This window comes from Variovorax frigidus, from assembly GCF_051216515.1.
Taxonomy (GTDB): Bacteria; Pseudomonadota; Gammaproteobacteria; order Burkholderiales; family Burkholderiaceae_C; genus Variovorax.
The window spans coordinates 245,221-270,576 of the sequence record NZ_JBPJZF010000003.1 but is presented as its reverse complement, the minus strand read 5'-3'; the positions used below and the strand labels follow the sequence as shown (position 1 = coordinate 270,576).

Annotated in this window: 25 protein-coding genes and 1 other RNA gene; 21 read left to right on the top strand and 5 right to left on the bottom strand. The window is 65.1% G+C overall.

Annotated features, from left to right (window positions below; all coding sequences use genetic code 11):
- The first annotated feature begins 455 nt into the window (after nt 1–455).
- From ACSFBC_RS10600 to ACSFBC_RS10590, 3 genes are all read left to right on the top strand, one after another.
- Complete coding sequence (locus ACSFBC_RS10600) at nt 456–1,700, top strand: YbdK family carboxylate-amine ligase (RefSeq protein ID WP_435510280.1); 1,245 nt, start codon at nt 456–458, stop codon at nt 1,698–1,700.
- Nucleotides 1,701–1,861: 161 nt separating this feature from the next.
- Nucleotides 1,862–2,017: a hypothetical protein gene (locus ACSFBC_RS10595; RefSeq protein ID WP_435510279.1), complete on the top strand. Its 156-nt coding sequence runs from the start codon at nt 1,862–1,864 to the stop codon at nt 2,015–2,017.
- Complete coding sequence (locus tag ACSFBC_RS10590) at nt 2,014–2,232, top strand: hypothetical protein (RefSeq protein WP_475544558.1); 219 nt, start codon at nt 2,014–2,016, stop codon at nt 2,230–2,232. Before ACSFBC_RS10595 ends, ACSFBC_RS10590 begins: the two co-directional genes overlap by 4 nt.
- Nucleotides 2,233–2,367: 135 nt before the next feature.
- On the opposite strand, the gene ssrA is transcribed toward ACSFBC_RS10590, so the two are convergent.
- From ssrA to ompA, 4 genes are all read right to left on the bottom strand, one after another.
- Nucleotides 2,368–2,754: a transfer-messenger RNA gene (gene ssrA, locus ACSFBC_RS10585) on the bottom strand.
- A 12-nt stretch (nt 2,755–2,766) separates the two neighbouring features.
- Nucleotides 2,767–3,435, bottom strand: a complete 669-nt coding sequence (gene gph / locus ACSFBC_RS10580; protein ID WP_435510641.1) for a phosphoglycolate phosphatase — start codon at nt 3,433–3,435, stop codon at nt 2,767–2,769.
- Complete coding sequence (gene ubiG / locus ACSFBC_RS10575) at nt 3,435–4,145, bottom strand: bifunctional 2-polyprenyl-6-hydroxyphenol methylase/3-demethylubiquinol 3-O-methyltransferase UbiG (protein ID WP_435510278.1); 711 nt, start codon at nt 4,143–4,145, stop codon at nt 3,435–3,437. Before ubiG ends, gph begins: the two co-directional genes overlap by 1 nt.
- Nucleotides 4,146–4,215: 70 nt before the next feature.
- On the bottom strand, nt 4,216–4,875 hold the full coding sequence (gene ompA, locus ACSFBC_RS10570; RefSeq protein WP_435510277.1) for an outer membrane protein OmpA: 660 nt from the start codon (nt 4,873–4,875) through the stop codon (nt 4,216–4,218).
- A 222-nt stretch (nt 4,876–5,097) separates the two neighbouring features.
- Between ompA and gyrA the strand changes: the two genes are divergently transcribed.
- The 11 genes from gyrA (at nt 5,098) to ACSFBC_RS10515 (ending at nt 17,728) form a co-directional block, all read left to right on the top strand.
- Nucleotides 5,098–7,749, top strand: coding sequence for a DNA gyrase subunit A (gene gyrA / locus ACSFBC_RS10565; protein ID WP_435510276.1), 2,652 nt, complete (start codon nt 5,098–5,100; stop codon nt 7,747–7,749).
- A complete protein-coding gene (locus ACSFBC_RS10560) occupies nt 7,746–8,348 on the top strand; it encodes a DUF2059 domain-containing protein (protein ID WP_435510275.1) in 603 nt (200 codons plus the stop codon). Before gyrA ends, ACSFBC_RS10560 begins: the two co-directional genes overlap by 4 nt.
- 50 nt (nt 8,349–8,398) lie before the next feature.
- Nucleotides 8,399–9,466, top strand: coding sequence for a 3-phosphoserine/phosphohydroxythreonine transaminase (serC, locus tag ACSFBC_RS10555; RefSeq protein ID WP_435510640.1), 1,068 nt, complete (start codon nt 8,399–8,401; stop codon nt 9,464–9,466).
- Nucleotides 9,467–9,502: 36 nt separating this feature from the next.
- A complete protein-coding gene (gene pheA, locus ACSFBC_RS10550; RefSeq protein ID WP_435510274.1) occupies nt 9,503–10,615 on the top strand; it encodes a prephenate dehydratase in 1,113 nt (370 codons plus the stop codon).
- Between the two features lie 8 nt (nt 10,616–10,623).
- The gene (locus tag ACSFBC_RS10545; protein WP_435510639.1) at nt 10,624–11,493 is read left to right on the top strand and encodes a prephenate dehydrogenase; all 870 of its coding nucleotides are present in this window, start codon (nt 10,624–10,626) and stop codon (nt 11,491–11,493) included.
- 2 nt (nt 11,494–11,495) lie between these two features.
- Entirely contained in the window at nt 11,496–13,493 is a 1,998-nt protein-coding gene (locus ACSFBC_RS10540; RefSeq protein WP_435510638.1) for a bifunctional 3-phosphoshikimate 1-carboxyvinyltransferase/cytidylate kinase, read from the top strand.
- A 159-nt stretch (nt 13,494–13,652) separates the two neighbouring features.
- On the top strand, nt 13,653–15,338 hold the full coding sequence (gene rpsA, locus ACSFBC_RS10535) for a 30S ribosomal protein S1 (protein WP_435510273.1): 1,686 nt from the start codon (nt 13,653–13,655) through the stop codon (nt 15,336–15,338).
- A gap of 73 nt (nt 15,339–15,411) precedes the next feature.
- Nucleotides 15,412–15,723 (top strand): integration host factor subunit beta, encoded by a 312-nt coding sequence (locus tag ACSFBC_RS10530; RefSeq protein ID WP_183026286.1) that lies wholly within the window; start codon nt 15,412–15,414, stop codon nt 15,721–15,723.
- A 48-nt stretch (nt 15,724–15,771) separates the two neighbouring features.
- Complete coding sequence (locus ACSFBC_RS10525) at nt 15,772–16,086, top strand: LapA family protein (RefSeq protein ID WP_435510272.1); 315 nt, start codon at nt 15,772–15,774, stop codon at nt 16,084–16,086.
- A complete protein-coding gene (gene lapB, locus ACSFBC_RS10520; RefSeq protein ID WP_435510271.1) occupies nt 16,076–17,263 on the top strand; it encodes a lipopolysaccharide assembly protein LapB in 1,188 nt (395 codons plus the stop codon). Before ACSFBC_RS10525 ends, lapB begins: the two co-directional genes overlap by 11 nt.
- A gap of 144 nt (nt 17,264–17,407) precedes the next feature.
- Entirely contained in the window at nt 17,408–17,728 is a 321-nt protein-coding gene (locus ACSFBC_RS10515; RefSeq protein WP_435510270.1) for a ComEA family DNA-binding protein, read from the top strand.
- A gap of 125 nt (nt 17,729–17,853) precedes the next feature.
- Here the strand turns inward: ACSFBC_RS10515 and ACSFBC_RS10510 are convergent, their stop codons facing one another.
- On the bottom strand, nt 17,854–18,582 hold the full coding sequence (locus tag ACSFBC_RS10510) for a GntR family transcriptional regulator (protein WP_435510269.1): 729 nt from the start codon (nt 18,580–18,582) through the stop codon (nt 17,854–17,856).
- 121 nt (nt 18,583–18,703) lie between these two features.
- Here ACSFBC_RS10510 and ACSFBC_RS10505 point away from each other — a divergent pair, with 121 nt between their 5' ends.
- From ACSFBC_RS10505 to crcB, 7 genes are all read left to right on the top strand, one after another.
- Nucleotides 18,704–19,423 carry a ribonuclease activity regulator RraA gene (locus ACSFBC_RS10505; protein ID WP_435510268.1) on the top strand — a complete coding sequence of 240 codons (720 nt, stop codon included), beginning with the start codon at nt 18,704–18,706 and terminating at the stop codon, nt 19,421–19,423.
- A gap of 50 nt (nt 19,424–19,473) precedes the next feature.
- Entirely contained in the window at nt 19,474–20,436 is a 963-nt protein-coding gene (locus ACSFBC_RS10500; RefSeq protein WP_435510267.1) for a tripartite tricarboxylate transporter substrate binding protein, read from the top strand.
- A gap of 7 nt (nt 20,437–20,443) precedes the next feature.
- Nucleotides 20,444–21,397, top strand: coding sequence for a 2-hydroxyacid dehydrogenase (locus ACSFBC_RS10495; protein WP_435510266.1), 954 nt, complete (start codon nt 20,444–20,446; stop codon nt 21,395–21,397).
- A 301-nt stretch (nt 21,398–21,698) separates the two neighbouring features.
- Entirely contained in the window at nt 21,699–22,664 is a 966-nt protein-coding gene (locus ACSFBC_RS10490) for a TRAP transporter substrate-binding protein (protein WP_435510265.1), read from the top strand.
- A 41-nt stretch (nt 22,665–22,705) separates the two neighbouring features.
- The gene (locus ACSFBC_RS10485; protein ID WP_435510264.1) at nt 22,706–23,239 is read left to right on the top strand and encodes a TRAP transporter small permease; all 534 of its coding nucleotides are present in this window, start codon (nt 22,706–22,708) and stop codon (nt 23,237–23,239) included.
- A gap of 180 nt (nt 23,240–23,419) precedes the next feature.
- A complete protein-coding gene (locus ACSFBC_RS10480) occupies nt 23,420–24,733 on the top strand; it encodes a TRAP transporter large permease (protein ID WP_435510263.1) in 1,314 nt (437 codons plus the stop codon).
- 231 nt (nt 24,734–24,964) lie between these two features.
- On the top strand, nt 24,965–25,342 hold the full coding sequence (crcB, locus tag ACSFBC_RS10475; protein WP_435510262.1) for a fluoride efflux transporter CrcB: 378 nt from the start codon (nt 24,965–24,967) through the stop codon (nt 25,340–25,342).
- Nucleotides 25,343–25,356: the final 14 nt, after the last annotated feature.

The window sequence follows — 25,356 nt, the reverse complement described above, 5'->3', positions numbered from 1 at the left end:
GCGACGAGTCCCCGTCGGGGCTGAGCGAAGCGGCGCAGCGCTTGGCAAGTTGCTGCAGATTCTGCAGCCGGGAAGTCCGCCAGCGTTCCGAGGGATCGCTGCGTTCGACCGTTGAATTTCTATCGTCTCTGCAAGCGATGGCGCTTCCTGGCTCCACGACCTTCCGTGCATGCAAACCACGGTTCCGTCGCTTGACTCAGTAGTCTTCCTGCTGAGCGATTCATGTCGAAGATGGCCATTCGCACGGCAGACCTGTCAGGGCGATCAGAAAGACGGGCTGCGGTGCGAATGCCACTTTCCGACCCTCAGGGCGATGTCCTACATCACCACGGTCGGCGCCAAAGCTCACTTTGGTGCGCGCTGTTTCAGATCAGCGAAGAATGAGGCGAGCCCGCAACTGCACTACGTCTGGACAAAAGGAGGTAGTGCTCACCGATCAGCAAACGAGTACGTTCATGCCCAATGATTCCACTCCCTTCGACTTCGCTCCCTCTGCGGATCTCAGCGTCGGCGTGGAACTCGAACTGCAAATCATCGAACTCCAGACCGGCGATCTGGCACCGGTGAGTCGGAAGATCCTCGATTCAGTGGGCTCCATGCCGCCGCTCCTTCGCGGAGCGATCGTCCCCGAGGTCTCCGCGGGCATGATTGAAATATCGACGGGCGTCTGCGCGGATGCATCTGAAGTCCTGGCAGACCTTCAAGCCCTCCGCGAGCGCGTTTCAAGCGCCGCCGCGGCGCACGGGGCCGGCGTCGCCGGCGGCGGGATGCACCCGTTCAAACGATGGTCGGAACAGCAGATATTCGACAACAGCCGATACCACGCCCTGTCCGCCTTGTATGGAGAGGTGTTGAAGCAAACCAGCGTGTTCGGGCAGCACATTCATCTGGGCTGTGCTGACGTCGACCGTGCGCCCCTGTTGATGCACCAACTGGCCAGGTACGTACCGCACTTTGTCGCGTTGTCAGCGTCCAGTCCTTTCATGGAAGGTCACGACACCGGCTTCTCCTCGACACGTCTCCAGTGCCCGAATCCATTCCCCACCGGTCCTTGTCCACCGTTCACGCTTTCCTGGGAGGACCTGACCGATCAGATCGGGAAACTCCTGTCGCACGGAATCATCGATTCCATCAAGGACCTCCATTGGGACATCCGGCCCAAGCCGGCGTTCGGTACCGTCGAGATACGGGTGCTGGACAGCCCACTGAGCGTCGAACGCGCGGCGTCCCTTGCATGCTTTGCACAACTGCTTGGCGCTTGGCTGCTGATGGAAGAACCGTTCATACCCGGCGAAGACGACTATGTTGTCTATCCCTACAACAAGTTCCAGGCCGCAAGATTCGGTTTGAATGCGGCCTACATCGACCCCTTCTCCGGCAGGCGAATGCGCCTGTCCGACCATCTGGCGCACCTGCTGACGTCACTTGGGAGGCATGCAAAGACTTCCACCGACGCGCAGCATCTTGACGCGCTGCAAGCGCTCGTGAGGAGCAGACAGAATGACGCGTCGGTGCTGCGCAACTGGTATCAACAGTTGGAATGCATGAAGAAGGTCGCGCTGCGCAGCGCCATCACGCTGACGAACGAGCGACATGTCTCAGGCCGACCGGATCGCAGCCACGAACCGAAGCATATCGAGCCGAGAAAGGCTTCAGTTGAACTCGAGCCTGAAGCGGGTGCATGGCGCGTGGACACATGATGCCAACGTCGAAAAGGTGAGACGGCTTGCCGTGGTGAAGTCAGTTGGGCGTGAGTCCAGCTTTCCTTCTCCATGAGCCTGAGAAGCCCTGGCCCGACGCGGCGCGCTCCTACGCGCAAGCGAAGTTGCTTTGGTGATATTTTTCGCTTTGGGAGATGGCTATGTGGAAGATTATTTTGGGCGTAGCGGCAGCCCCCCTTCTCGCCCTGGCGATGTTCCTGGTCGGGCTGCTCGCTGCACTCTTTCACTTGATCGCGCTGCCGGTACTTTTTGCCTGGGAGCATTACCTGGAAACGATGCCCTTGAAGCGCCCGTGAAAGACGAGCTCCCGCACCTCGGCGTGCGCTATCGGAATCCCTACCAAGCCAGGCACACCTACGCAAGCGCCAGGCTCACGGCCGGCGCGAACCCGTGGTGGCTGGCCGAGCAGCTTGGCCACGTCGACGTGCAGATGGTCTTCCAGACCTATGGCAAGTTCATCCCGGAGGACTACCAGAAGCCCAAGGCGCCGCGGCTCAAGGCAGTGGCCTGACACCAGCGCACCGCGTGCGAATTTCCTCCGTCCCGCGTGCGAAATCGGTGCGAAACGCCTGCCAAAAGGTGACCATCTGGGCCCGAAAAGCACGACGCCTGCCAGTGGTCTCCCACTGGCAGGCGTCGTCATGAGTGGTGGAGCTGGGGGGATTTGAACCCCCGTCCGCAAGCCTTCATCGCACAGATCTACATGTTTAGCGGTCTGATTTGGATCTCGCTTCCGGAGTCGCGCAGTCGCACGCTACACCGGACGCCAGCACCCTATTTTCTTGCCTCGACCCAAGGTACCCGGATCGAGACCAGCCCATGTAATTATCCTTGCAGCCGGGAGGCGTCAGATTGCTCTGTCACCCCCTTGCCCAGCCCATCGGCCAACTGTTGCAAGGCTCACTGGCAATTAAGCAGCGAGTGCGAAACGTTCGTCGTTTGCAGTTAGTTTTTTTGAATCTGTTTTACGAGCGCATTCAGCTCGACATGCACCGCTGCGATTCCGAACCCACGTCGAAACCAGTGCAGCCCCAAGCGTCCTATTTTAGACCTTATTCAGCCATTGCAAGAGCGCCATCGGAGAATCGATGGCGCCGTCGGCCTGCCACAGCGCAGCATCGGCCTGCGCGCCCATGTAACCATAGGTGGCGGCCACCGTCCGCATGCCCGCAGCACGCCCGGCCACGATGTCGCGTTCGTCGTCGCCCACGTAGATGCACTGCGCGGGGGGCACCCCCAGCCGACGCGCGGCCTCGAACAGTGGCTCCGGATGGGGTTTGGCGTGCGGCGTGGTATCGCCGCTCACCACCGCACCGGCGCTGGCGAAGATCGGAATCGAGCGGACCAGCGGATCGGTGAAGCGCTTCGACTTGTTGGTCACGATCCCCCAGGCCAGACCGCGCTGGGTCAAGCTGTCGATCAATTCCGCCACGCCGTCGAAGACATGGGTGTTCAGGAGCATCCGGGCTTCATAGTTCACGAAGAACTCTTCCCGCAACGCCTCGAATCCGGGGGACTGCGGCGTGATGTCGAACGCGATGCCCAGCATGCCGCGGGCGCCTGCACCGGCCATGGGGCGGTAGCGTTCCAACGGCAGCGACGACAAGCCGCGGTCGGTCCGCATCTTGTCGGCCGCAGCACCGAGTTCAGGCGCGCTGTCGACCAGCGTGCCGTCGAGATCGAACAGCACGGCGCGGAGCATGTCGTCGACCATCAACCAGGTTTCCTCGTGGCGAACATGTAGTTGACGCTGGTATCGGCGCTGAGCCAGTAGCGGCGCGTCAGCGGGTTGTGTTCGAGGCCTCGGGTCTGACGCAGGTCCAGCCCGGCCTCGCGGCAATGCGCGGCGAGCTCGCTGGGACGAATCATCTTCTGGTACTCATGGGTGCCTCGCGGCAGCATGCCCAGCACGTATTCGGCGCCGACAATGGCGAGCAGGAAGGCCTTGGCGTTCCTGTTGATGGTGGAAAAGAACACCCAGCCGCCCGGCTTGACCAGTTCGGCGCACGCCTTCACGACCGAGGCCGGCTGCGGAACGTGCTCCAGCATCTCCATGCAGGTGACCACGTCGAAGCTGCCCGGCTGTTCGGCGGCCAAGGCCTCGACACTGACTTCGCGGTATTTCACGCCGCGCGTCGACGCCTCGAGCGCATGCAGTTGCGCCACCTTGAGCGCCTTGTCGGCCAGGTCGATGCCCAGCACGTCGGCGCCCTTGCGTGCCATTGAATCGGCCAGGATGCCGCCGCCGCACCCCACGTCCAGCACCCGCTGTGCGGCGATGGGCGCGATGCCTTCGATCCATTCGAGGCGCAGTGGGTTGATTTCGTGCAGCGGTCGAAACTCGCTTTCCAGGTCCCACCAGCGATGGGCCAGTTCGGAGAATTTGGCGAGTTCCGCCGGATCGGCGTTCACTTGATCTGTCATGGGAGCCATTATGGAAGAGCCCATAAAAAAACCCCGCCGAAGCGGGGTTTCATTCGAAGATTCTTTCGAATCAACGGTTGGCGCGGGTGCCGACCACTTCGATTTCCACGCGACGGTTCTTCGCGCGGCCTTCCTTGGTGCGGTTGTCAGCCACTGGCTGCTTCTCGCCCTTGCCTTCGGTGTAGACGCGGTTGCGTTCGATGCCCTTGGTCACCAGGTAAGCCTTGACGGCTTCTGCACGGCGAACCGACAGGCGCTGGTTGTAGGCATCGCTACCGACCGAGTCGGTGTGACCGACGGCGATGATGACTTCGAGGTTCACGTCACGGATCTTCGACACGAGGTCGTCGAGCTTGGCGCGGCCTTCAGGCTTCAGAACCGACTTGTCGAAGTCGAAGAAAGCGTCAGCAGCGAAGGTCACCTTCGAAGCAACGGGCGGTGCCGGGGGTGCCACAGGCACGACCGGCGTGCTTGGCGTAGCGACAGGCGTAGCAGGTGCAGCCGGAACCAAAGCGCCATCGCAGCCCTTGGCCGCAGTTGCAGGCGTCCAGTTGGCATCGCGCCAGCACAGTTCGTTGGTGCCGTTCTTCCAGACCAGCTCGCCCGTGCCGTTTTGCCAGTTGTCGATCACGGGACCGCCATTTGCTGCGGTGACACGGTTCTGCGCGCCGGCGGCAGTGGCGAGCGCAGCGACTGCAAACATCATCGCCACTTTATTCAGTTTCTTCATGGTTCTCCTCTTGGGGAAAAAGCCGCAGCCGCGCTGCGAATCAAGGACGCTTTAAGTGACCACCACCCAAAACGTTGAGGCGATTGTGCCATAGGGTCTTTGACAAACAGGCCGCCAGAGGGGCAGGAAGCGTAGGACTGTGGCGGAATACGGGGCGAGTGTTGCTGCAGCACGACACCGCCGGAAGCGTAAAATTCGCTCCTTGCTGTCTCTCTGCTGCCCATGACCTCGTTCGCCAAAGAAACACTCCCCATCAGCCTCGAAGAGGAAATGCGTCGCAGTTATCTCGACTACGCCATGAGCGTGATCGTGGGCCGCGCGCTGCCGGACGCGCGAGACGGGCTCAAGCCCGTCCATCGCCGCGTGTTGTTCGCGATGCACGAACTCAACAACGACTGGAACCGGCCGTACAAGAAGTCGGCCCGTATCGTGGGCGACGTGATCGGCAAGTACCACCCGCACGGCGACCAGTCGGTCTACGACACCATCGTTCGGCTGGCGCAGAACTTCTCGATGCGCCACATGCTCGTCGACGGGCAGGGCAATTTCGGCTCGGTCGACGGCGATATGGCCGCGGCAATGCGATATACCGAAATTCGGCTGTCGAAAATCGCCCACGAAATGCTTGGCGATATCGACAAGGAAACAGTCGATTTTCAAGACAATTACGACGGCTCGGAAAGAGAGCCCGCCGTGCTGCCCAGCAAATTGCCGAATTTGCTGGTGAATGGCTCGGGCGGCATCGCCGTGGGCATGGCGACCAACATCCCGCCGCACAACCTGAACGAAGTGGTCGACGCCTGCCTGCACCTGCTGCGGCACCCGGAGGCCAGCATCGATGAGCTGATGGAGATCATCCCGGCGCCCGACTTCCCCACGGCGGGCATCATCTACGGCATCAACGGCATCAAGGACGGCTACCGCACCGGACGCGGCAAGGTCGTGATGCGCGCGCGCTGCCATTTCGAGGACATCGACCGCGGCCAGCGCCAGGCGATCATCGTCGACGAGCTGCCCTACCAGGTCAACAAGAAGACGCTGCAGGAGCGCATGGCCGAGCTGGTGCACGAGAAGAAGATCGAAGGCATCAGCCACATCCAGGACGAGTCCGACAAGTCGGGCATGCGCCTGGTGATCGAACTCAAGCGCGGCGAAGTGCCAGAGGTCGTGCTCAACAACCTCTACAAACAGACGCAGCTGCAGGACACCTTCGGCATCAACATGGTGGCGCTGGTGAACGGCCAGCCGAAGCTGTGCAACCTGAAGGACCTGATCCAGGTCTTCCTGCAGCATCGCCGCGAAGTGGTCACGCGCCGCACGGTCTACACGCTGCGCAAGGCCCGCGAGCGCGGCCACGTGCTCGAAGGCCTGGCGGTGGCGCTGGCCAACATCGACGAGTTCATCCGGATCATCCGCGAATCGCCGACGCCGCCGGTGGCCAAGGCCGAGCTCATGACCCGCCCCTGGGACAGCAAGCTGGTGCGCGAGATGCTCACCCGCACGCGTGCCGACGGCGGCGTGATCAACGCCGACGACTACCGTCCCGACGGCCTCGAGCGCGACTACGGCATGGGCGCCGACGGCCTCTACCGCCTGTCCGAAACGCAGGCCCAGGAAATCCTGCAGATGCGTCTGCAGCGCCTGACCGGCCTGGAGCAGGACAAGATTGTCGCCGAGTACAAGGAAGTCATGGCGGAGATCGACGACCTGCTCGACATCCTCGCCAAGCCCGAACGCGTCTCGGTGATCATCGGCGACGAACTCGGCATCATCAAACAGGAGTTCGGCCAGACCAAGCTCGGCGCCCGCCGCAGCCAGGTCGAGCACAGCGCCTTCGACCTGTCGACCGAAGACCTGATCACGCCCACCGACATGGTGGTCACGCTCTCGCACAGCGGCTACATCAAGAGCCAGCCGCTCAGCGAGTACCGTGCGCAGAAGCGTGGTGGACGCGGCAAGCAGGCCACCGCCACCAAGGAAGACGACTGGATCGACCAGCTCTTCATCGCGAACACCCACGACTACATCCTGTGCTTCTCGAACCGTGGCCGGCTCTATTGGCTCAAGGTGTGGGAAGTGCCTGCGGGATCGCGCGGCTCGCGCGGCCGACCGATCGTCAACATGTTCCCGCTGCAGGAAGGCGAGAAGATCAACGTGGTGCTGGCGCTGACCGGTGAAAAACGCACCTTCCCGGCCGACCAGTACATCTTCATGGCGACCTCGATGGGCACGGTCAAGAAGACCGCGCTCGACGAGTTCAGCAACCCGCGCAAGGGCGGCATCATCGCCGTCAACCTCGACGACGGCGACTACCTGGTGGGCGCAGCGCTCACCGACGGCAAGCACGACGTGATGCTGTTCAGCGACGGCGGCAAGGCCGTGCGCTTCGACGAGGAAGACGTGCGTCCGCTGGGTCGCAATGCGCGCGGCGTGCGCGGCATGTCGCTCGAGGCGGGCCAGGGCGTGATCGCCATGCTGGTGGCCGAGGACGAACAGCAGAGCGTGCTGACCGCGACCGAGAACGGTTACGGAAAGCGCACAAGCATTACCGAGTACACCCGCCATGGCCGGGGAACCAAAGGCATGATCGCCATTCAACAGAGTGAGCGCAACGGCAAGGTCGTTGCCGCGACGCTGGTGCATGCCGACGACGAGATCATGCTGATCACCGACAAGGGCGTGCTCGTTCGCACCCGTGTCGCCGAAATTCGCGAGCTGGGTCGCGCCACGCAGGGCGTCACGCTCATCGGTCTCGACGAAGGTGCCAAGCTCAGTGGGCTGCAACGCATTGTCGAAAACGACGCGATCGTCGAAAGCGAACCGGAGTCCGGTGCCGACGACACTTCCACATCTTCAACGGAGAATCCTCAGTGAAAAAAATCAAGCTTGCGGTCCTGACGGTCGCACTGGCAGCCAGTTCGATCGCCATGGCCCAAGACAAGGCCGCACTCGTGAAGCAGCTGCTCGAGGTTCAGCGCCCCGCCATCGACGGCATGGCCCGCATCCTGGTGAACGACTCGGTCGCACCGATCCTTCAGGCCGGCGGCGAGTACCTGCAGACCCAAGTGCCGGCAGAGAAACGCGAAGCCCTGGGCAAGGCCGCTGAAGCCGAAGTGCAGAAATACGTTCAGGAAGCCTTCCCGATCGTGCGCGACAAGGCCGTGCAACTGGCGCCCAGCACCGTGGGCCCGCTGCTGGAACAGAACTTCAACGAAGACGAACTGCGCCAGCTCATCGCCTGGCTCAGCTCGCCGCTCAACAAGAAGTTCGCCGAGCTGAATCCGCAGTTGGGTTCCGCGCTCACGCAGAAGCTCGTGACGGACGTGCGCCCCACGATCGATCCGAAGCTGCAGGCGTTGAACGTCAGCGTGGCCAAGGCCCTGGGCGCGCCGACCAACGGCCAGCCGGCGCCAGGGCAACCCGCTGCCAAGCCGGCAGCCAAGCCGGCGGCCAAAGCGCCCGCCACGAAGTGACCCGGCCGGCGGGCACCCGCCCCTACAACTTCTCGGCCGGCCCGGCCGCGATGCCGGAGGCCGTGCTGCGCGAGGCGGCCGCCGAGATGCTCGACTGGCATGGCAGCGGCATGAGCGTGATGGAGATGAGCCACCGCGGCAAGGAGTTCGGCGCGATCTACGCGAAGGCCGAAGCCGACCTGCGCGCGCTGCTCGCCGTCCCGTCGAACTTCCACATCCTGTTCATGCAGGGCGGCGGTCTCGGTGAAAACGCCATCGTGCCGATGAACCTGTCGCGCGGCGGCGTGGCCGACTTCGTCGTGACCGGCAGCTGGAGCATCAAGTCGCACAAGGAAGCCCGGCGCTATTGCGATGCGCGCATCGTCGCGAGCAACGCCGACGACCAGCACACGCGACTGCCCGATCCTGCGACCTGGCAGCTCACGCCCGGTGCCGCATACGTGCACCTGTGCACCAACGAGACCATCAACGGCATCGAGTTCCAGACGCTGCCCGACCTGGCGGCACTGGGCTCCGATGCGCCACTCGTGATCGATTTCTCCTCGCACGTGGCCTCGCGCAGCGTCGACTGGTCGCGCGTGGGCCTGGCCTTCGGCGGTGCGCAGAAGAACCTCGGTCCGGCCGGCCTGACGATCGTGGTCGTGCGCGACGACCTGCTGGGCCATGCGCTCGAGATCTGCCCGAGCGCCTTCAACTACAAGACGGTCGCCGACAACCAGTCGATGTACAACACCCCGCCGACCTGGGGCATCTACATGGCCGGCCTGACCTTCGACTGGCTGCGCAAGCAGACCGAAGGCGAACTGACCGGCGTGGCTGCGATGGAGCAACGCAACGTCGCGAAGGCGAAGCTGCTCTATGACTTCATCGACGCTTCAGACTTCTACGCGAACCGGATCAGCGCGGACTGCCGCTCGCGCATGAACGTGCCTTTCTTCCTGGCCGACGAGGGGCGCAACGAGGCCTTCCTGGCCGGTGCACGCGAGGCCGGGCTGCTGCAGCTCAAGGGCCACAAGTCGGTCGGCGGCATGCGCGCCAGCATCTACAACGCCATGCCGCTGGAAGGCGTGCAGGCGCTGGTGGGCTACATGCGAGAATTCGAGCGGTCGCACGCCTAGCGCAGTGCTGGTGCCGCCCGCTTTTTTTCTCGCACGATGTCCGATACCCCCACCTCGCCCTCCGACAACTCCGCCAGCCTGGCCGATCTGCGCGTGCAGATCGACTCGCTCGACCAGCGCCTGATCGACCTGCTGAACCAGCGCGCCCATGTGGCCGAGCAGGTCGGCGAGGTCAAGAAGCGCGAGGGCACGCCCTTCTTCCGGCCGGACCGCGTGGCGCAAGTCATCGACAAGATGCAGAAGGCGAACACCGGCCCGCTCAAAGGGCTGCACATCGCCGCCATCTGGCGCGAGATCATGTCGGCCTGCCTGGCGCTCGAGTCGCCGCAACGCGTGGCCGTGCTCGGCCCCGAAGGCACCTTCTGCGAACAGGCCGCGGTCGAGTATTTCGGCGGAGCCGCCGACCTGATCTACTGCGCGAGCTTCGACGAAGTCTTCCACGCCACCGCCGCGGGCAGCGCGCAATACGGCGTGGTCGGTGTGGAGAACTCGACCGAAGGCGTGGTCACGCGTTCGCTCGACCTGTTCCTGCATTCGCCGACCCATGTGGTGGGCGAGGTCAGCCTGCTGGTGCGTCACCACCTGCTGCGCACCACCAATTCGCTGGGCGAGATCGAGGCCGTGCTGGCCCATCCGCAGGCGCTGGCCCAGTGCCAGACCTGGCTGTCCAAGCACCTGCCGAACGCCGAACGCCGTGCCGTGTCGAGCAACGCCGAAGGCGCGCGCCTGGCCGCCGGCAACCCGGCCTGGGCCGCGCTGGCCAGTGACCGCGCCGCCACCCGCTTCGGCCTGCACATCGTGGCGCACGCGATCCAGGACGACTCCTACAACCGCACGCGCTTCGCCATCATCTGCCTGCCGCAGACGCTCGCGATGCCGCCGGCCTCGGGCCGCGACTGCACCAGCCTGGTGGTGTCGGTGCCCAACCAGCCGGGCGCGGTGCACGACCTGCTGATGCCACTCAAGGCCAACAACGTCTCGATGACGCGCTTCGAGTCGCGCCCCGCGCGCACCGGCCAGTGGGAGTACTACTTCTACATCGACCTCGACGGCCATCCGTCGCAGCCCAACGTGGCGGCCGCGCTGGCCGAGCTTCGGACGCTGTGCGCCTTCTACAAGGTGCTGGGCGCCTACCCCGTCACCGCGTGAGCGGCCCGATGTTCGAGCAGCTCGGCCTGATCGGTTGCGGCCTGATCGGCGGCTCCTTCGCCCTCGCGCTCAAGCGCGCCAAACTGGTCAAGCGCGTGGTGGGCTACAGCAAGTCGCCCTCCACCACCGAGCGTGCGCGCCAGCTCGGCGTGATCGACGTCGCGGCGCCCTCGGCGCTGCTGGCCGTGTCCGGCGCCGACCTGGTGCTGGTGGCGGTGCCGGTGGCGGCCTCGGAAGCCACCTTCAAGGCGATCCGCCACGGCGTTTCGGCGGACACGCTGGTCATGGACGTCGGCTCGACCAAGGGCGACGTGATCGAGGCGGCACGGCGCGGCCTGCAGACGCAGTTCGCGAGCTTCGTGCCCGCCCATCCGATCGCGGGCAAGGAAGTCGCGGGCGTCGAGCACGCCGAGGCCTCGCTGTTCGACGGCCGGCAGGTGATCCTGACCCCCACCAAGACGACGCTGCGCTCCAATGTGCAGCGCGCTTCGCAGCTCTGGACGGGCGTCGGCGCACAGGTGCTGACCATGACGCCCGAGGCCCACGACAGCGCCTTTGCCGCCGTGAGCCATCTGCCTCACATGCTGGCCTTCGCCTTCATCAACGGCCTCGCGGCGCAGCCCGACGGCGCCCGCTTCCTCGAACTCGCAGGCCCCGGCTTCCGCGACTTCACCCGCATCGCGGCCAGCGATCCGACCGTCTGGCGCGACGTCCTGCTGGCCAACCGCGAGCAGGTGTTGCTGCAGTCGCAAGCCTTCCGCAGCCAGCTGCTCGCATTCGAAGCGATGCTGAGTGCCGGCGACGCGCAGGCGCTGGAGAATGCGATCGCCGAGGCCCGCCAGACCCGCTCCGAATGGCGACGCACGCCGGCCACCTGAACATGTTCTCGTCCCCCTTCCTCGACATCCCCTCCTTCGTCGCCGCCTCGGGCGTCGTTCGGTTGCCCGGCTCCAAGAGCATCTCCAACCGTGTGCTGCTGCTGGCCGCGCTGGCCGAAGGCACCACCACGGTCCACGACCTGCTGGATTCGGACGACACGCGCGTCATGCTCGACGCCCTGCGGGCGCTGGGCTGCCACGTCGAAACCGCGGGCGCGGCGCTGCGCATCGACGGACTGGGCGGTCGCCTGCGCACACCGCAGGCCGCGCTCTTCCTCGGCAACGCCGGCACCGCCATGCGGCCGCTCACCGCCGCACTGGCGCTGCTGGGCGGCGACTTCGAACTCAGCGGCGTGCCGCGCATGCACGAGCGTCCGATCGGCGACCTGGTCGATGCGCTCACGCAGCTCGGCTGCCGCATCGACTACCTGGGCAATCCGGGCTATCCGCCGTTGCGCATCCACCCGGTGCCACCGCACACGCTGTCGCTCGACGCGCCGATCCGCGTGCGCGGCGATGTGTCCAGCCAGTTCCTGACCGCGCTGCTGCTTGCCCTCCCCCTCGTCTCGGCACGCGACATCACGATCGAAGTGGTCGGCGAGCTGATCTCCAAGCCCTACATCGAGATCACGCTCAACCTGCTTGCGCGCTTCGGCATCGACGTGCAACGCGAGGGCTGGCAGCGCTTCACGATTCCGGCCGGCAGTCGCTACCGCTCGCCGGGCGACGTCCACGTCGAGGCCGATGCCTCGTCGGCCAGCTACTTCATCGCGCTGGGCGCGCTGGCGGCCACCGGCGACGGCCTGCGCATCGAAGGCGTCGGCGCGGCTTCGATCCAGGGCGACATCCGCTTCATCGAGGCCGCGCGCGAGATGGGCGCCCGGGTCGAGAGCGGGCCCAACTGGCTGCGTGTGGCGCGCGATGCCTGGCCGCTCAAGGCGATCGACCTCGACGCCAACCACATCCCCGATGCGGCCATGACGCTGGCCGTGATGGCGCTCTACGCCGACGGCCCGAGCACGCTGCGCAACATCGCCAGCTGGCGCGTCAAGGAAACCGACCGCATCGACGCCATGGCCTGCGAACTCCGCAAGCTGGGCGCCACGGTGGAAGACGGCCCCGACTTCATCCGCGTGCATCCGCTGGCCGCGGCCGGCTGGCGCGCCGCCAGCATCAAGACCTACGACGACCACCGCGTCGCGATGTGCTTCTCGCTGGCCGCCTTCAACCCGGCCGGCCTGCCGGTGCGCATCCTCGATCCGCACTGCGTCGCCAAGACCTTCCCCGACTACTTCGAGACGCTGTTCGAAGCGATCACGCCGACCGGGATTCCGGTGATCTGCATCGACGGGCCGACGGCCTCGGGCAAGGGCACGCTGGCTGTCGAGGTTGCGCACGCGCTGGGCTACCACTACCTCGATTCGGGCACGCTCTACCGCGTGACCGGCCTGGTCACGCGCCGGGCCGGGCTCGAGCCCGTGCCCGCCAACGAGGCACAGATCGCGGCCCTGGCCCACGAACTGCCGCTGCAATTCGTCAAGGGCAAGGTGATGCTCGCGGGCGAGGACGTCGGCGACGCGATCCGCACCGAAGCGGCCGGCATGGACGCCTCGCGCGTCTCGGCCCTGCCCGGCGTACGGACCGCGCTGCTGGCGCTCCAGCAACGCTTCCGCCGGTTGCCCGGCCTGGTGGCCGACGGCCGCGACATGGGCACCGTGATCTTCCCCGACGCGCCCTTGAAAGTCTTCCTCACGGCCAGCGCGGCGCAGCGTGCCGAACGCAGGCATAAGCAGTTGATTTCAAAGGGTATTTCGACTACACTCGACAGTCTTCGCTCCGACCTGGAAGCACGCGACGCCCGGGACTCTTCCCGCAGTGTCGCGCCTTTGAAGCCGGCGAAGGATGCCCGCCACCTGGACAACTCCCAGCTCTCGATCGCGCAATCGATCGAGCAGGTACTGGACTGGTGGCAGGAACTACAGCCCTTCAAGAAGTCTTGAGGGGTGTTTTCACTCCAGCAGGTCCCCGCCGCGCGTCAGCGCACCGACTTGCTGGTTTTTGCAACCAACCGGGCCCCAAGCCCACAACCGCCGTCGCCAGACCCCAGTGCAGTCGCAATCGTGCAGCTGCCAACCCTGCGTGACGGAAGGAAATGACACATGTCTGAATCTTTTGCCGACCTATTCGAAGAGTCCCTGAAGCGTTCCGAAATGCGCACCGGCGAGGTCATCACGGCCGAAGTCGTGCGCGTCGAGCACAACCACGTGGTGGTCAACGCCGGCCTGAAGTCCGAAGCGTACGTGCCGATCGAAGAGTTCAAGAACGACAAGGGCGAACTCGAAGTTCAGGCCGGCGATTTCGTTTCCGTTGCCATCGGCAGCGTTGAAAACGGCTACGGCGACACCATCCTCTCGCGCGACACCGCCAAGCGTCTGGCTTCGTGGCTCGCCCTGGAGAAGGCCCTGGAATCGGGCGACTTCGTCACCGGCACCACCAGCGGCAAGGTCAAGGGCGGCCTGACCGTTCTGGTCAACGGCATCCGCGCATTCCTGCCGGGTTCGTTGATCGACACGCGTCCCATCAAGGACCTGACCCCGTACGAAAACAAGACCCTGGAATTCAAGGTCATCAAGCTCGACCGCAAGCGCAACAACGTCGTGCTGTCGCGCCGTGCCGTGGTCGAAGCCAGCATGGGCGAAGAACGCGCCAAGCTGATGGAAACCCTGAAGGAAGGCGCTGTTGTCCGCGGCGTGGTCAAGAACATCACCGAATACGGTGCGTTCGTGGACCTCGGCGGCATCGACGGCCTGCTGCACATCACCGACATGGCATGGCGCCGTGTCCGCCACCCGAGCGAAGTCGTTCAGGCCGGCCAGGAAATCACCGCCAAGATCCTCAAGTTCGACACCGAAAAGAACCGTGTCTCGCTGGGTCTCAAGCAAATGGGTGACGACCCGTGGATGGGCGTTTCGCGCCGCTACCCGCAATCGACCCGCCTGTTCGGCAAGGTCACGAACATCGCCGACTACGGCGCATTCGTCGAACTCGAACCCGGCATCGAAGGCCTGGTGCACGTCTCCGAAATGGACTGGACCAACAAGAACATCGCTCCGAACAAGATCGTCTCGCTGGGCGACGAAGTCGAAGTCATGGTCCTGGAAATCGACGAAGACAAGCGCCGCATCAGCCTGGGCATGAAGCAGTGCAAGGCCAACCCGTGGCAAGAGTTCGCTCAGAACACGAAGCGTGGCGACCGCGTTAAGGGCCCGATCAAGTCGATCACCGACTTCGGCGTGTTCGTGGGTCTGGCTGCCGGCATCGACGGCCTGGTTCACCTGTCCGACCTCTCGTGGAACGAAACCGGCGAAGCCGCGGTTCGCAACTACAAGAAGGGCCAGGAAGTCGAGGCTCTGGTGCTCGCAGTCGACGTCGACCGCGAACGCATCAGCCTGGGCATCAAGCAGCTCGACAGCGATCCTTTCACCACCTTCACCACCGTGAACGACAAGGGCCAGATCGTGACCGGCAAGGTCAAGACCGTGGACGCCCGTGGTGCTGAGATCGACCTCGGCGAAGACATCCTCGGCTACCTCCGTGCTTCGGAAATCTCGCGCGACCGCGTCGAAGATGCCCGCAACGTGCTGAAGGAAGGCGACGAAGTCACGGCCGTCGTGGTGAACGTGGATCGCAAGACCCGCAACATCCAGCTGTCGATCAAGCAGAAGGACATGGTCGACGAACAGGGCGCCATGGCCAACCTGAGCCAGCAGTCGGCACGCGAGAACGCGGGCACGACGAGCCTGGGCGCCCTGCTGCGCGCCAAGCTGGACAACAGCGACAAGTAAGCTGTCCCAGCAGACAGAGCCGGCCTTCGGGCCGCTCTGTCTTTTTTTTCGTCTTCGTTTTTTTCGCAGGCCCATGACACGTTCCGACCTCGTTGAAGAACTCGCAGCCCGCTTCTCGCAGCTGACGCACCGCGATGCCGAATACGCCGTCAAGACCATCCTCGACGCGATGGGCGACGCGCTGGTGCGTGGGCACCGCATCGAGATCCGCGGCTTCGGCAGCTTCTCGGTCAACCGACGGCCGCCGCGCATCGGACGCAATCCGCGTTCGGGCGAAAGCGTTCAGATTCCGGAAAAGCGCGTGCCGCACTTCAAGCCGGGCAAGGCCCTGCGCGAAGCGGTCGACGCTCGCACCGCCGAGCTGGATGCCGCCGACAAGGCCTGAAACCGGGCCCGACGACGCCCTAGAATCGTCCCGCCACTGGTGACGATCATGAAATACCTCCTGTGGCTGCTCAAGGCAGCCATTTTTTTTACCCTCTTCGCCTTCGCGCTGAACAACCAGCACGACGCGACCGTCTACTTCTTCTTCGGCACTTCGTGGCGCGCGCCGCTGGTGCTGGTGGTGCTGGCCGCCTTCGCGGGCGGTCTGATGGTGGGCGCGCTGGGCATGCTGCCCGGCTGGTGGAAGCACCGCGCCGCCGCGCAGCGCCCGGCCGTCATCCCCGACGCGCTCGCCATGCCCGCAGCGCCCGTTCCCGCCGCCCCCCCGACCGACCTGCCCGCCGTCAGACAACATGGACTTTGATTTCAGCTGGCTGCTGCTCGGCCTGCCCGTGGCCTTCGTGCTCGGATGGCTGGCCTCGCGCTTCGACATCCGCCAGCTGAAGCTGGAAAACCGGCAGGCGCCCAAGGCCTACTTCCGCGGCCTCAACTTCCTGCTCAACGAGCAGCAGGACCAGGCCATCGATGCCTTCATCGAAGCGGTGCAGAACGACCCCGACACGCAGGAGCTGCACTTCGCGCTCGGCAACCTGTTCCGCCGCCGCGGCGAGTACCAGCGCGCGGTGCGCGTGCACGAGCACCTGCTGGGCCGCGGCGACCTGTCGCGCGCCGACCGCGAGCGCGCGCAGCATGCGCTGGCCCAGGACTTCCTGCGCGCCGGGCTGCTCGACCGCGCCGAAGCCGCGCTGCAGAAGCTCGAAGGCACGCGCTACGAAAACGAATCGCGGCTGGCCCTTCTGGCCATCTACGAACGCTCTCGCGAATGGGCGCAGGCCGCCGCCGTGGCGCAGAAACTCGACGATGCCGAGCAGGCCAGCTACAGCACACGGCGTGCGCACCACCTCTGCGAACAGGCGGCCGAGCAAGTGTCCGTGGGCGACGCAGCAGCGGCCGGCACACTGTTGCAGCAGGCCGTGGCCCTGGCGCCCGAGGCGCCTCGCCCGGCCATCGACACGGCGACGCTGCAACTGCGCAACGGCGATCCGGCGCAGGCCTTCGACACGCTGGCCGCACTGAGCGAACGCGCGCCGCTGGCCTTGCCGATCTATGCGGCCACGCTGCAGCAGGCCGCGGTCGGCGCACAGCGCACGGGTGATGCACTCACGCTGCTGCAGACGCGCTATGCACAGACGCCGTCGATCGACGTGCTCGAAGCGATCATCGCGCTCGGCGGCACGCCGGTGCCGCGCGCCGAGGCGGCCGAGGCGTCCAGTGAGGCACCGGCCGAACCGCGCGATGGCTACATCGCCCACCTGGCCAGGCAGCCTTCGCTGGTAGCGGCCTCTCGCTGGCTGGCGGGCGAGACCTTCGCGCACGAGCAGTTCCACCCGCAGGTGCAGCGCGCGCTCGACCTGGCCACCCGGCCACTCATGCGCTACCGCTGCGCGGCCTGCGGTTTCGAAGCGCACCAGTACTTCTGGCATTGCCCGGGTTGCCAGGCCTGGGACAGCTATCCGCCGCGCCGCGTCGAGGAACTCTGAAGGACTGCGGCCGCCCGTAGGCCATTCGCATTGCGGGGAATCCCTGCCTTGCTCCCGAGCTTGAAGAGCACCTAAGCTGTCGCGGCACCTTCTGCTTCGCAGGGGGTGCTGTGTTCTTCAAATCAAAAAACTCAGGGAGAGTTCATGTTCAAGAAAATCCTGGCCGTCACGGCCTTGCTGTTCGCCTGCGCGTCCTTTGCCGCCGTCGATGCCAACAAAGGCACCCCGGCCGATTTCGACGCACTCAAGGGGGTCGGACCCGCCATGTCCAAACGCATCGTCGACGCACGACAGCAAGGCGCGTTCAAGGACTGGCCCGACTTCATGCAGCGCGTGAAGGGTGTGAAGGAAAAGACGGCCGCCAAGCTGTCGGGCCAGGGGCTGACGGTCAACGGGCAGGCCTTCGGTGGTGCACCCGCCGTGGCAGCGCCGGCCAAGACGGCAAAGGCGTCTGCCAAGCCCTGACGCGCCGTGGTGCCTGCAATGGCACGCGATAACAAAGCCGCCATCGGGCGGCTTTCTTCATGCCCTGCGCTTCTGTCGATTCACCTCGGCCATCGCGCTGCTCGCCCCGTCCGTGGCCGACCGCCTCAAGAAACGTACTTGGGATAGATCTCGGCAAGCCGATCGATGAACCCTTCGATCTGCCGGATGTGCTCGCGCAACAATTTCTCGGCCAGATCCGCATCGCCTTCCAGGACCGCGGTGGCGACCTTGTCGTGAAACACCACCGACTCCTCGCTGCCCCGGATCGTCTTGTTCGCCAGGCGTCGAAGCCGTTCGAGCCGGGTTCGCGCCGACAGCACGACCGACCACGCGGACGCGTGACCTGCCAGCACCACGATGCTGCGATGAAAGTCTTCGTCGGCAGCCAGGCTGCCATCGCGGTCTTCGAAACGAAGCGCCTCGCGATGACGCAGCACGATCCGCGACAGGATCTGTCGATCGGCCAACGGTGCTTGCGCGGCCAGACGCACCGCAGCGCATTCGATCGCTTCACGGACAAAGAGCGCATCGCTCAACGAGGCGCGCTCGAGCCGCGAAACGAAGGTGCCCTTCTGCGGGACGATGTCGAGCAAGCCATCGGCCGAGAGGGATCGGAAGGCCTCGCGTACCGGTGAGCGGCTCAGCCCGAACTGCTCGGCGACCGACGCCTCGTTCAGCGCCGTGCCGGGTGCGAGCGTGCAATCGACGATGGCGCGCCGCAGGGCGGAATACACGTGCCTGGCGGCCTGCCCGCGTCCTTCCGCAGCTTCATAAGCGCCCAGCGCGGCAATACCTTCCAGCGTGATCGCCGAGACAAAACTGGGTCGTGCCATGCGGAGTCGAGAGCGAAAAGTGAAGGAATTGCGGGCAATTGTAGATTGCGGGTTTGTCCGGAGTCGCGTGATTGCATTCTAGAACACTAGAATGCAATCACCAACTTCCGTACTTTTTGAGATGCCAGTTCTGCCCGCCACCATCGACGCCCTCCGAAAAATCAGCATTGCCACGCTCTGCACCTGCCTCTACAAGCGCGGCCTGCGCAACCAGGTCATTCAAGGCGCGGTGCCCGTGGGCGCCGCCACCAAACCCACCATGGTCGGTCCCGCCTTCACGCTGCGCTACATGCCCGCGCGCGAAGACCTGAACACGCTGGAGGTGTTCCGCGATCCGAAGCATCCGCAGCGCGCCGCCGTCGAGCAGTGCCCTCCCGGGGCCGTCATGGTTTTCGACAGTCGCAAGGACGCGCGCGCGGCCTCCGCCGGCTCGATCCTTGTCGGTCGCCTGATGGTTCGCGGCGTCGAAGGCGTCGTCACCGACGGCGGCTTCCGCGATGCACTGGACATCGCCGCGCTGGCCATTCCCGCCTTTCACCAGCGCCCCTCGGCACCCACCAACCTCACGCTTCACCAAGCCATCGACATCAACGTACCGATCGGCTGTGGCGATGCGCCCGTCTTCCCCGGCGACATCGTGGTGGGCGACGCCGACGGCGTGGTCGTGCTGCCTGCCCACCTGGCCGACGAGATCGCCGCGGAGGCCACCGAGATGACCGCCTTCGAGGACTTCGTCACCGAGCGCGTGGCCCAGGGCCAATCGATCCTCGGCCTCTACCCCGCGACAGAACAGAAAACGCGCGACGACTTCGCCCAGTGGCGCGCACAGCACGCGCGCTGACGCGCCGCCCGCAGGGACGCGCAAATTTCAACCTCAGGAGACAAACGCACATGAAACGCAGACATTTCGCGGCCGCCGGTTTGGCCATCGCCGTCGCCATGCCTTGCATGGCCCAGACCTTTCCGACGAAGCCATTGACCATCGTCGTGCCGGCCTCGCCAGGCGGTGCCATCGACCTGGCGGCACGCGTCATCGGCCAGAAGATGACCGAGGCGTGGGGCCAGCCTGTGGTCATCGACAACCGCGCGGGCGCATCGGGCATCATCGGCACCGACCTGATTGCAAAGGCCTCGCCCGACGGGCACATGCTCGTGCTGGTCGCCAGCAGCCACGCCATCAACCCAAGCCTGTTCAAGAAGCTGCCCTTCGACACCGTCAAGAGCTTCGAGCCCGTGGCGCTGACGCACATCGTGCCGCTCGTGATGGTGGTCTCGCCCACCGTCCCGATGAAGACGGTGAAGGAGGTCATTGCCTTCGGCAAGGCCAACCCGGGCCAGCTGACCTTCGCGTCGAGCGGCAAGGGTGGCGCGCCCCACATGTCGGGCGAACTGTTCAAGACGATGGCGGGCATCGACATGACGCATGTGCCCTACAAGGGCAGCACGCTGGCGCACCCCGACCTCATCAGCGGGCGCACCTCGCTCATGTTCGACACCGTGGCGGCAGTCAAGGTGCAGGTGCAGTCCGATCGGCTTCGTGCGCTCGCAGTCACGTCGGCCAAGCGCTCTTCCGTGCTGCCCAACATTCCGACCATGCAGGAGTCCGGCGTGGCAGGCTACGAAACCACCACATGGGGCGGCCTGCTGGCCCCGGCGGGCACGCCGAAACCCGTGGTGGCAAAGCTCAACGCCGAGGTCAACAAGATCCTGCAGATGCCCGACGTGCGCAAGACGCTGGCCGAAGCCGGCATCGAGCCTGGCAGCGGTACGTCGCAGCAGTTCGTGGACTTCCTGGCCGCCGAGTCCGTCAAGTGGGGCAAGGTCGCCAAGGACGCAGGCATTCAACCCGAATAACCGGCCCATGCGAACCTCCACCGACAAGATCCATGTCCTGATGGCCGGGCCGCAGGCCCCTGGCCTGACCGAGGCCGTCGAACGTTCGTACACGGTGCACAAGCTGTGGCTGTCCGAGGACCGCGACGCTTTCATTGCAGACCATGCGCCGCTGATTCGCGGCATCGTGACGAACGCACCCGTGGGCGCCAGCGCCGCGCTGATCGATGCGCTGCCGCACCTTGAAATTATCGCGAGCTCGGGCGTCGGCCTCGACGCCATCGATCTTCAGGCCGCCCGGCGCCGTGGCGTGACCGTCACCAGCACCCCCGGCGTGCTCAACGATTGCGTGGCCGATACCGGCGTCATGCTGATGCTGGCCATCGCACGCCGGCTCGGAGAGGCCGAGCGCTTCGTGCGCGGCGGCCAGTGGCCCGGCGCCAGGTTCCCGCTGGCGACCAGCCTCGGCGGCAAGACCTGCGGCGTGATGGGAATGGGCAACATCGGTCGGGCCGTGGCAAAGCGTGCACTGGCTTTCGGCATGACCATCGCCTACAGCACGCCGTCGCCGAAACCGGACCTCGACTACGCCTACTGCGCCGACCCGTTGGCGCTCGCGCGCGCCGCGGACTTCCTGGTGCTGACCTTGCCCGGCGGAAAGGAGACCTTTCACATCGTCGACGCGGCACTGCTCGACGCCCTGGGCCCGACCGGTTTCCTGATCAACATCGCGCGCGGTTCCGTGGTCGACGAGAAGGCCTTGATCGACGCACTCCAAAGCGGACGCATCGCAGGTGCCGCCCTCGATGTTTTCGAGGACGAACCCAACGTGCCGCCCGAGTTGCTGGCGCTGGAAAACGTGGTGCTCACGCCGCACATCGCCAGCAGCACGCACGAAACACGCAAGGCGATGAGCGAGCTCACCTTCGCCAACCTGCAAGCGCATTTCAGCGGAAGGCCGGTGCTGACCCCGGTGGCCTGATCGAGCAGATCAGCACCGCGCCCCGCACCGCGGAATGCGATGGCCCGCGACGGGGCAGTGCACCTCCAACCCCTTGTCTTCGGTCAGGAAGAGCTTGCAGAAGGCCGTGCCGCGCCATATGGCGCACCGTCCCTGAGATGCGGCATCGCTGTGCATGCTCTCGAAGTCATCCGACGGAACCTCGACCCGCCCTACCCCGCTTCTGCCCGCCGCGATGACAGGGAAATGCCTCAGGAAGTGGCCTGGAATTTGCTCGTATGCTTCCTTTCGTTCTGCCTTCACTACATTCCGGAGTGCGCTCATGCATCACAAGTTCGGTATTGCCCTCATGGGCCTGACCCTGGGCGCGGCGGCGTTCGCGCAAGCCAAGTGGGACCTGCCCACGGCCTACCCGGCGACCAACTACCACACCGAGAACATCACGCAGTTCGCCAAGGACGTGGAGGCCGCCACCGGCGGCAAGCTCAAGATCACGGTGCACGCCAACGCATCGCTGTTCAAGGCCCCCGAGATCAAGCGCGCCGTGCAGAGCGGCCAGGCCCAGGCCGGCGAGATCCTGCTGGCCAACTACGCCAACGAGAACCCGGTCTATGCGCTTGACGGCGTGCCTTTCCTGGCCACCACCTACCCGGAAGCGATGAAGCTCTACACGGCCTCCAAGCCGGCGATGGAGAAGCTGCTCACCGCACAGGGCATCAAGGTGCTGTTCGTGGTGCCATGGGCACCACAAGGGATCTATTCCAAGAAGGAGATCAGCTCTGTGGCCGATCTGCGCGGCATCAAGTGGCGCGCCTACAGCCCCGCGACCGCCAAGATCGCCGAACTGGTGGGCGCGCAGCCGGTGCAGATCCAGCAGGCCGAACTCAGCGCGGCCATGGCCACGGGGGTGATCGAGAGCTACATGAGCTCGGGCTCGACCGGCTACGACACCAAGACCTACGAGAGCCTCAAGAATTTCTACGACACGCAGGCCTGGATTCCCAAGAACGCGATCCTGGTCAACGCCAAGTCCTTCGACGCGCTCGATGCGCCGACCAAGGAGGCCGTGCTCAAGGCCGCCAGCGCCGCCGAGACCCGCGGCTGGAAGGTCGCCGAGGAAAAGAACACCGAGTACAAGCGGCTGCTGGCCGAACGCGGCATGAAGATCCACAAGCCCTCGGCCAAGCTCGACGCCGACATGCGCCAGGTCGGCGGCATCATGCAGGCCGACTGGCTCAAGGCCGCGGGGGCCGACGGCGCCGCGATCGTCAGCGCCTACAAGAAATGAAGCGCCCACGCTCCTCGCTTCGCCGCGTGGAGGCCTGATCCATGCGCCGCTTCCTCAACGCCCTGTACGACGGCGCCGGCGCGCTCGGCGCCTTCTGCGTCTTCCTGATCTTCGTGCTGATGATCCTGGCCGGCGTGGGCCGGCAGATGAACTGGCATGTGAGCGGACTCAACGACATCGTGGCCTGGCTGTGCGCCGCGGCGGCCTTCCTCGCGATGGCGCACGCGTTCCGCCACGGCGACTTCGTGCGCGTCACGCTGCTGCTCGACGCGGTGCCGGCCAAGGTACGGCGCGTGCTCGACGTGGGCTGCCTGCTGATCGCCTCCGTGTCGGTGGCCTACCTGACCTACGCAGCCACCAGCTTCACCTGGGAAAGCTACGAATTCGCCGAGATGGCGACCGGCCTGGTCGTGATCCCGATCTGGATTCCGCAGGCGACCTTCGTCGTGGGCTGCTGGCTGCTGCTGATCGCGATGGTCGACGAACTCGTCGGCGTGGTGCGCGGCGAGAAGCCGAGCTACCAGCGTGCGGTCGAGGAGCGCCACGCGGCGGGTGACTTCTCTTCAGAGGTTTGAAGAATACGGACTTCCGACCGCGAAGGTTTCGCGAAAGAAAGCCAAAAGAAACCAAGAAGAATTTTTGGTTTTCCTTTTCTCTTCTGAGTTTTTTGCGCCCTTCGCGAAACCTTCGCGTCCTCTGCGTCCGGTACCCGCTCCCGCATCCACATCCGTTCCCGCTCCCCCACTAGGAATGAAATGACCGAAACACTTCTGATGGGCGCGCTGCTGCTCGTCATCATGCTGGTGCTGCTCGCGGGCGGTATCTGGATCGCGATGACGCTGGCCATCGTGGGCTGGGTCGGCCAGGCCTTTTTCACGAACACCCTGCCGGCCAAGAACCTGTTCTCTTCCTTCTGGGAGAGCAACGCGAGCTGGGAGCTCGCCGCGTTGCCGCTGTTCATCTGGATGGGCGAGATTCTGTTCCGGACCAAGCTCAGCGAGGAGATGTTCGAGGGCTTGCGTCCCTGGCTCAATCGCATTCCCGGGCGGTTGATGCACACCACCATCCTGGGCTGCGGCGTCTTCGGTTCGGTCTCGGGCTCCTCGGCCGCGACCTGCGCGACCATTGCCAAGGTGGCGCTGCCCGAACTCAAGCGCCGCGGCTACGACGAGCAGTTGGCGATCGGCTCGCTGGCGACTGCAGGCACGCTGGGCATCCTGATCCCGCCGTCGATCACGATGGTGGTCTATGCGGTCGCGGCCGACGCCTCGATCATCCGCATCTTCCTGGCCGGCTTCCTGCCGGGTCTGCTGCTGATGCTGCTGTTCTCGGGCTACATCGCCTGGTGGAGCCTGCGCCACCCCGACAAGGTGCCGCCCGCGGACCCGCCGACCCGTTTCAGGGAAAAGATCCGGCTCTCGGGCAACCTGATTCCCTGCGCGCTGCTGATCGTGTTCATCGTCTGGGTGCTGGTCGCCGGCTGGGCCACCGCGACCGAGTGCGCGGCCTTCGGCGTGCTGGGCTCGCTGGCCATCGCGGCCTATGGCCGCAGCCTCAACTGGAAGAATTTCAAGGATGCGCTGATGGGCGCGACGCGCACCAGCTGCATGATCATGTTCATCCTGGCCGGCGCGGCCTTCCTGACCAAGACCATGGCCTTCACCGGCATCCCGCGCGAGCTGGCCGAATGGGTCGACGGCATGCACCTGTCGCCCTATGCGCTGATCAGCGCGCTGGTGGTGGTGTACCTGGTGTTGGGCACCGCGCTCGATGGCATCTCGATGATCGTGCTGACCAGCGCGGTGGTGCTGCCGATGATCCAGAAGGCGGGCTTCGACCTGGTGTGGTTCGGCATCTTCATCGTGCTGCTGGTGGAGATCGCCGAGGTCACCCCGCCCGTGGGCTTCAACCTGTTCGTGCTGCAGAACATGACGGGCAAGGACAGCAACATCATCGCCAAGGCCGCCATTCCCTTCTTCCTGTGCCTGGTGGTGTGCATCGCGCTGATCACGATCTTCCCGGGCATCGTCACGATGCTGCCCGACCTGATGATGGGCGCGGAAAAGTAGGCCCCCCCGAGGGCTCGCGCACTCCGTGTCGCTTCGCCTTCCCCCTCAGGGGGCGACACCAGCGGCCCGGCAAAGCCGGTTCCGCGGTAGCACTTGGCTCCCCCCCGAGGGCTCGCGCACTCCGTGTCGCTTCGCCTTCCCCCTCAGGGGGCGACACCAGCGGCCCGGCAAAGCCGGTTCCGCGGTGCCCTGGCCAAAACTCCCGGGCCACGAGCAGCTAAAGTCGCGGTCATGCTGTTGAACGTCATCGCCATCTGCGCCGCCGCCTGCGTCGGTGCGCTGCTGCGCTGGGGCTTTGCGTTGTGGCTCAATCCCGGCGGGCTGCTGCCCTGGGGCACGCTGGCGGTGAACCTGATCGGCGGCTACCTGATCGGCATCGCGATCGGCGTGTTCAACGGTCTGCCGGAGATCGACCCCGTATGGCGCCTGATGGTCATCACCGGTTTTCTCGGCACCTTCACCACCTTCTCGAGCTTCTCCGCCGAGACCGTCGGCATGCTGCTGAACGGCCGCGCGGCGCTGGCCTTCGGCACCATCGCGCTGCATCTTTGCGGATCGCTTTGCCTGACCTGGCTCGGCTTCAAAACGGTCCAGGCGTTTACGGGTTAATTGGCCGTCAGTCA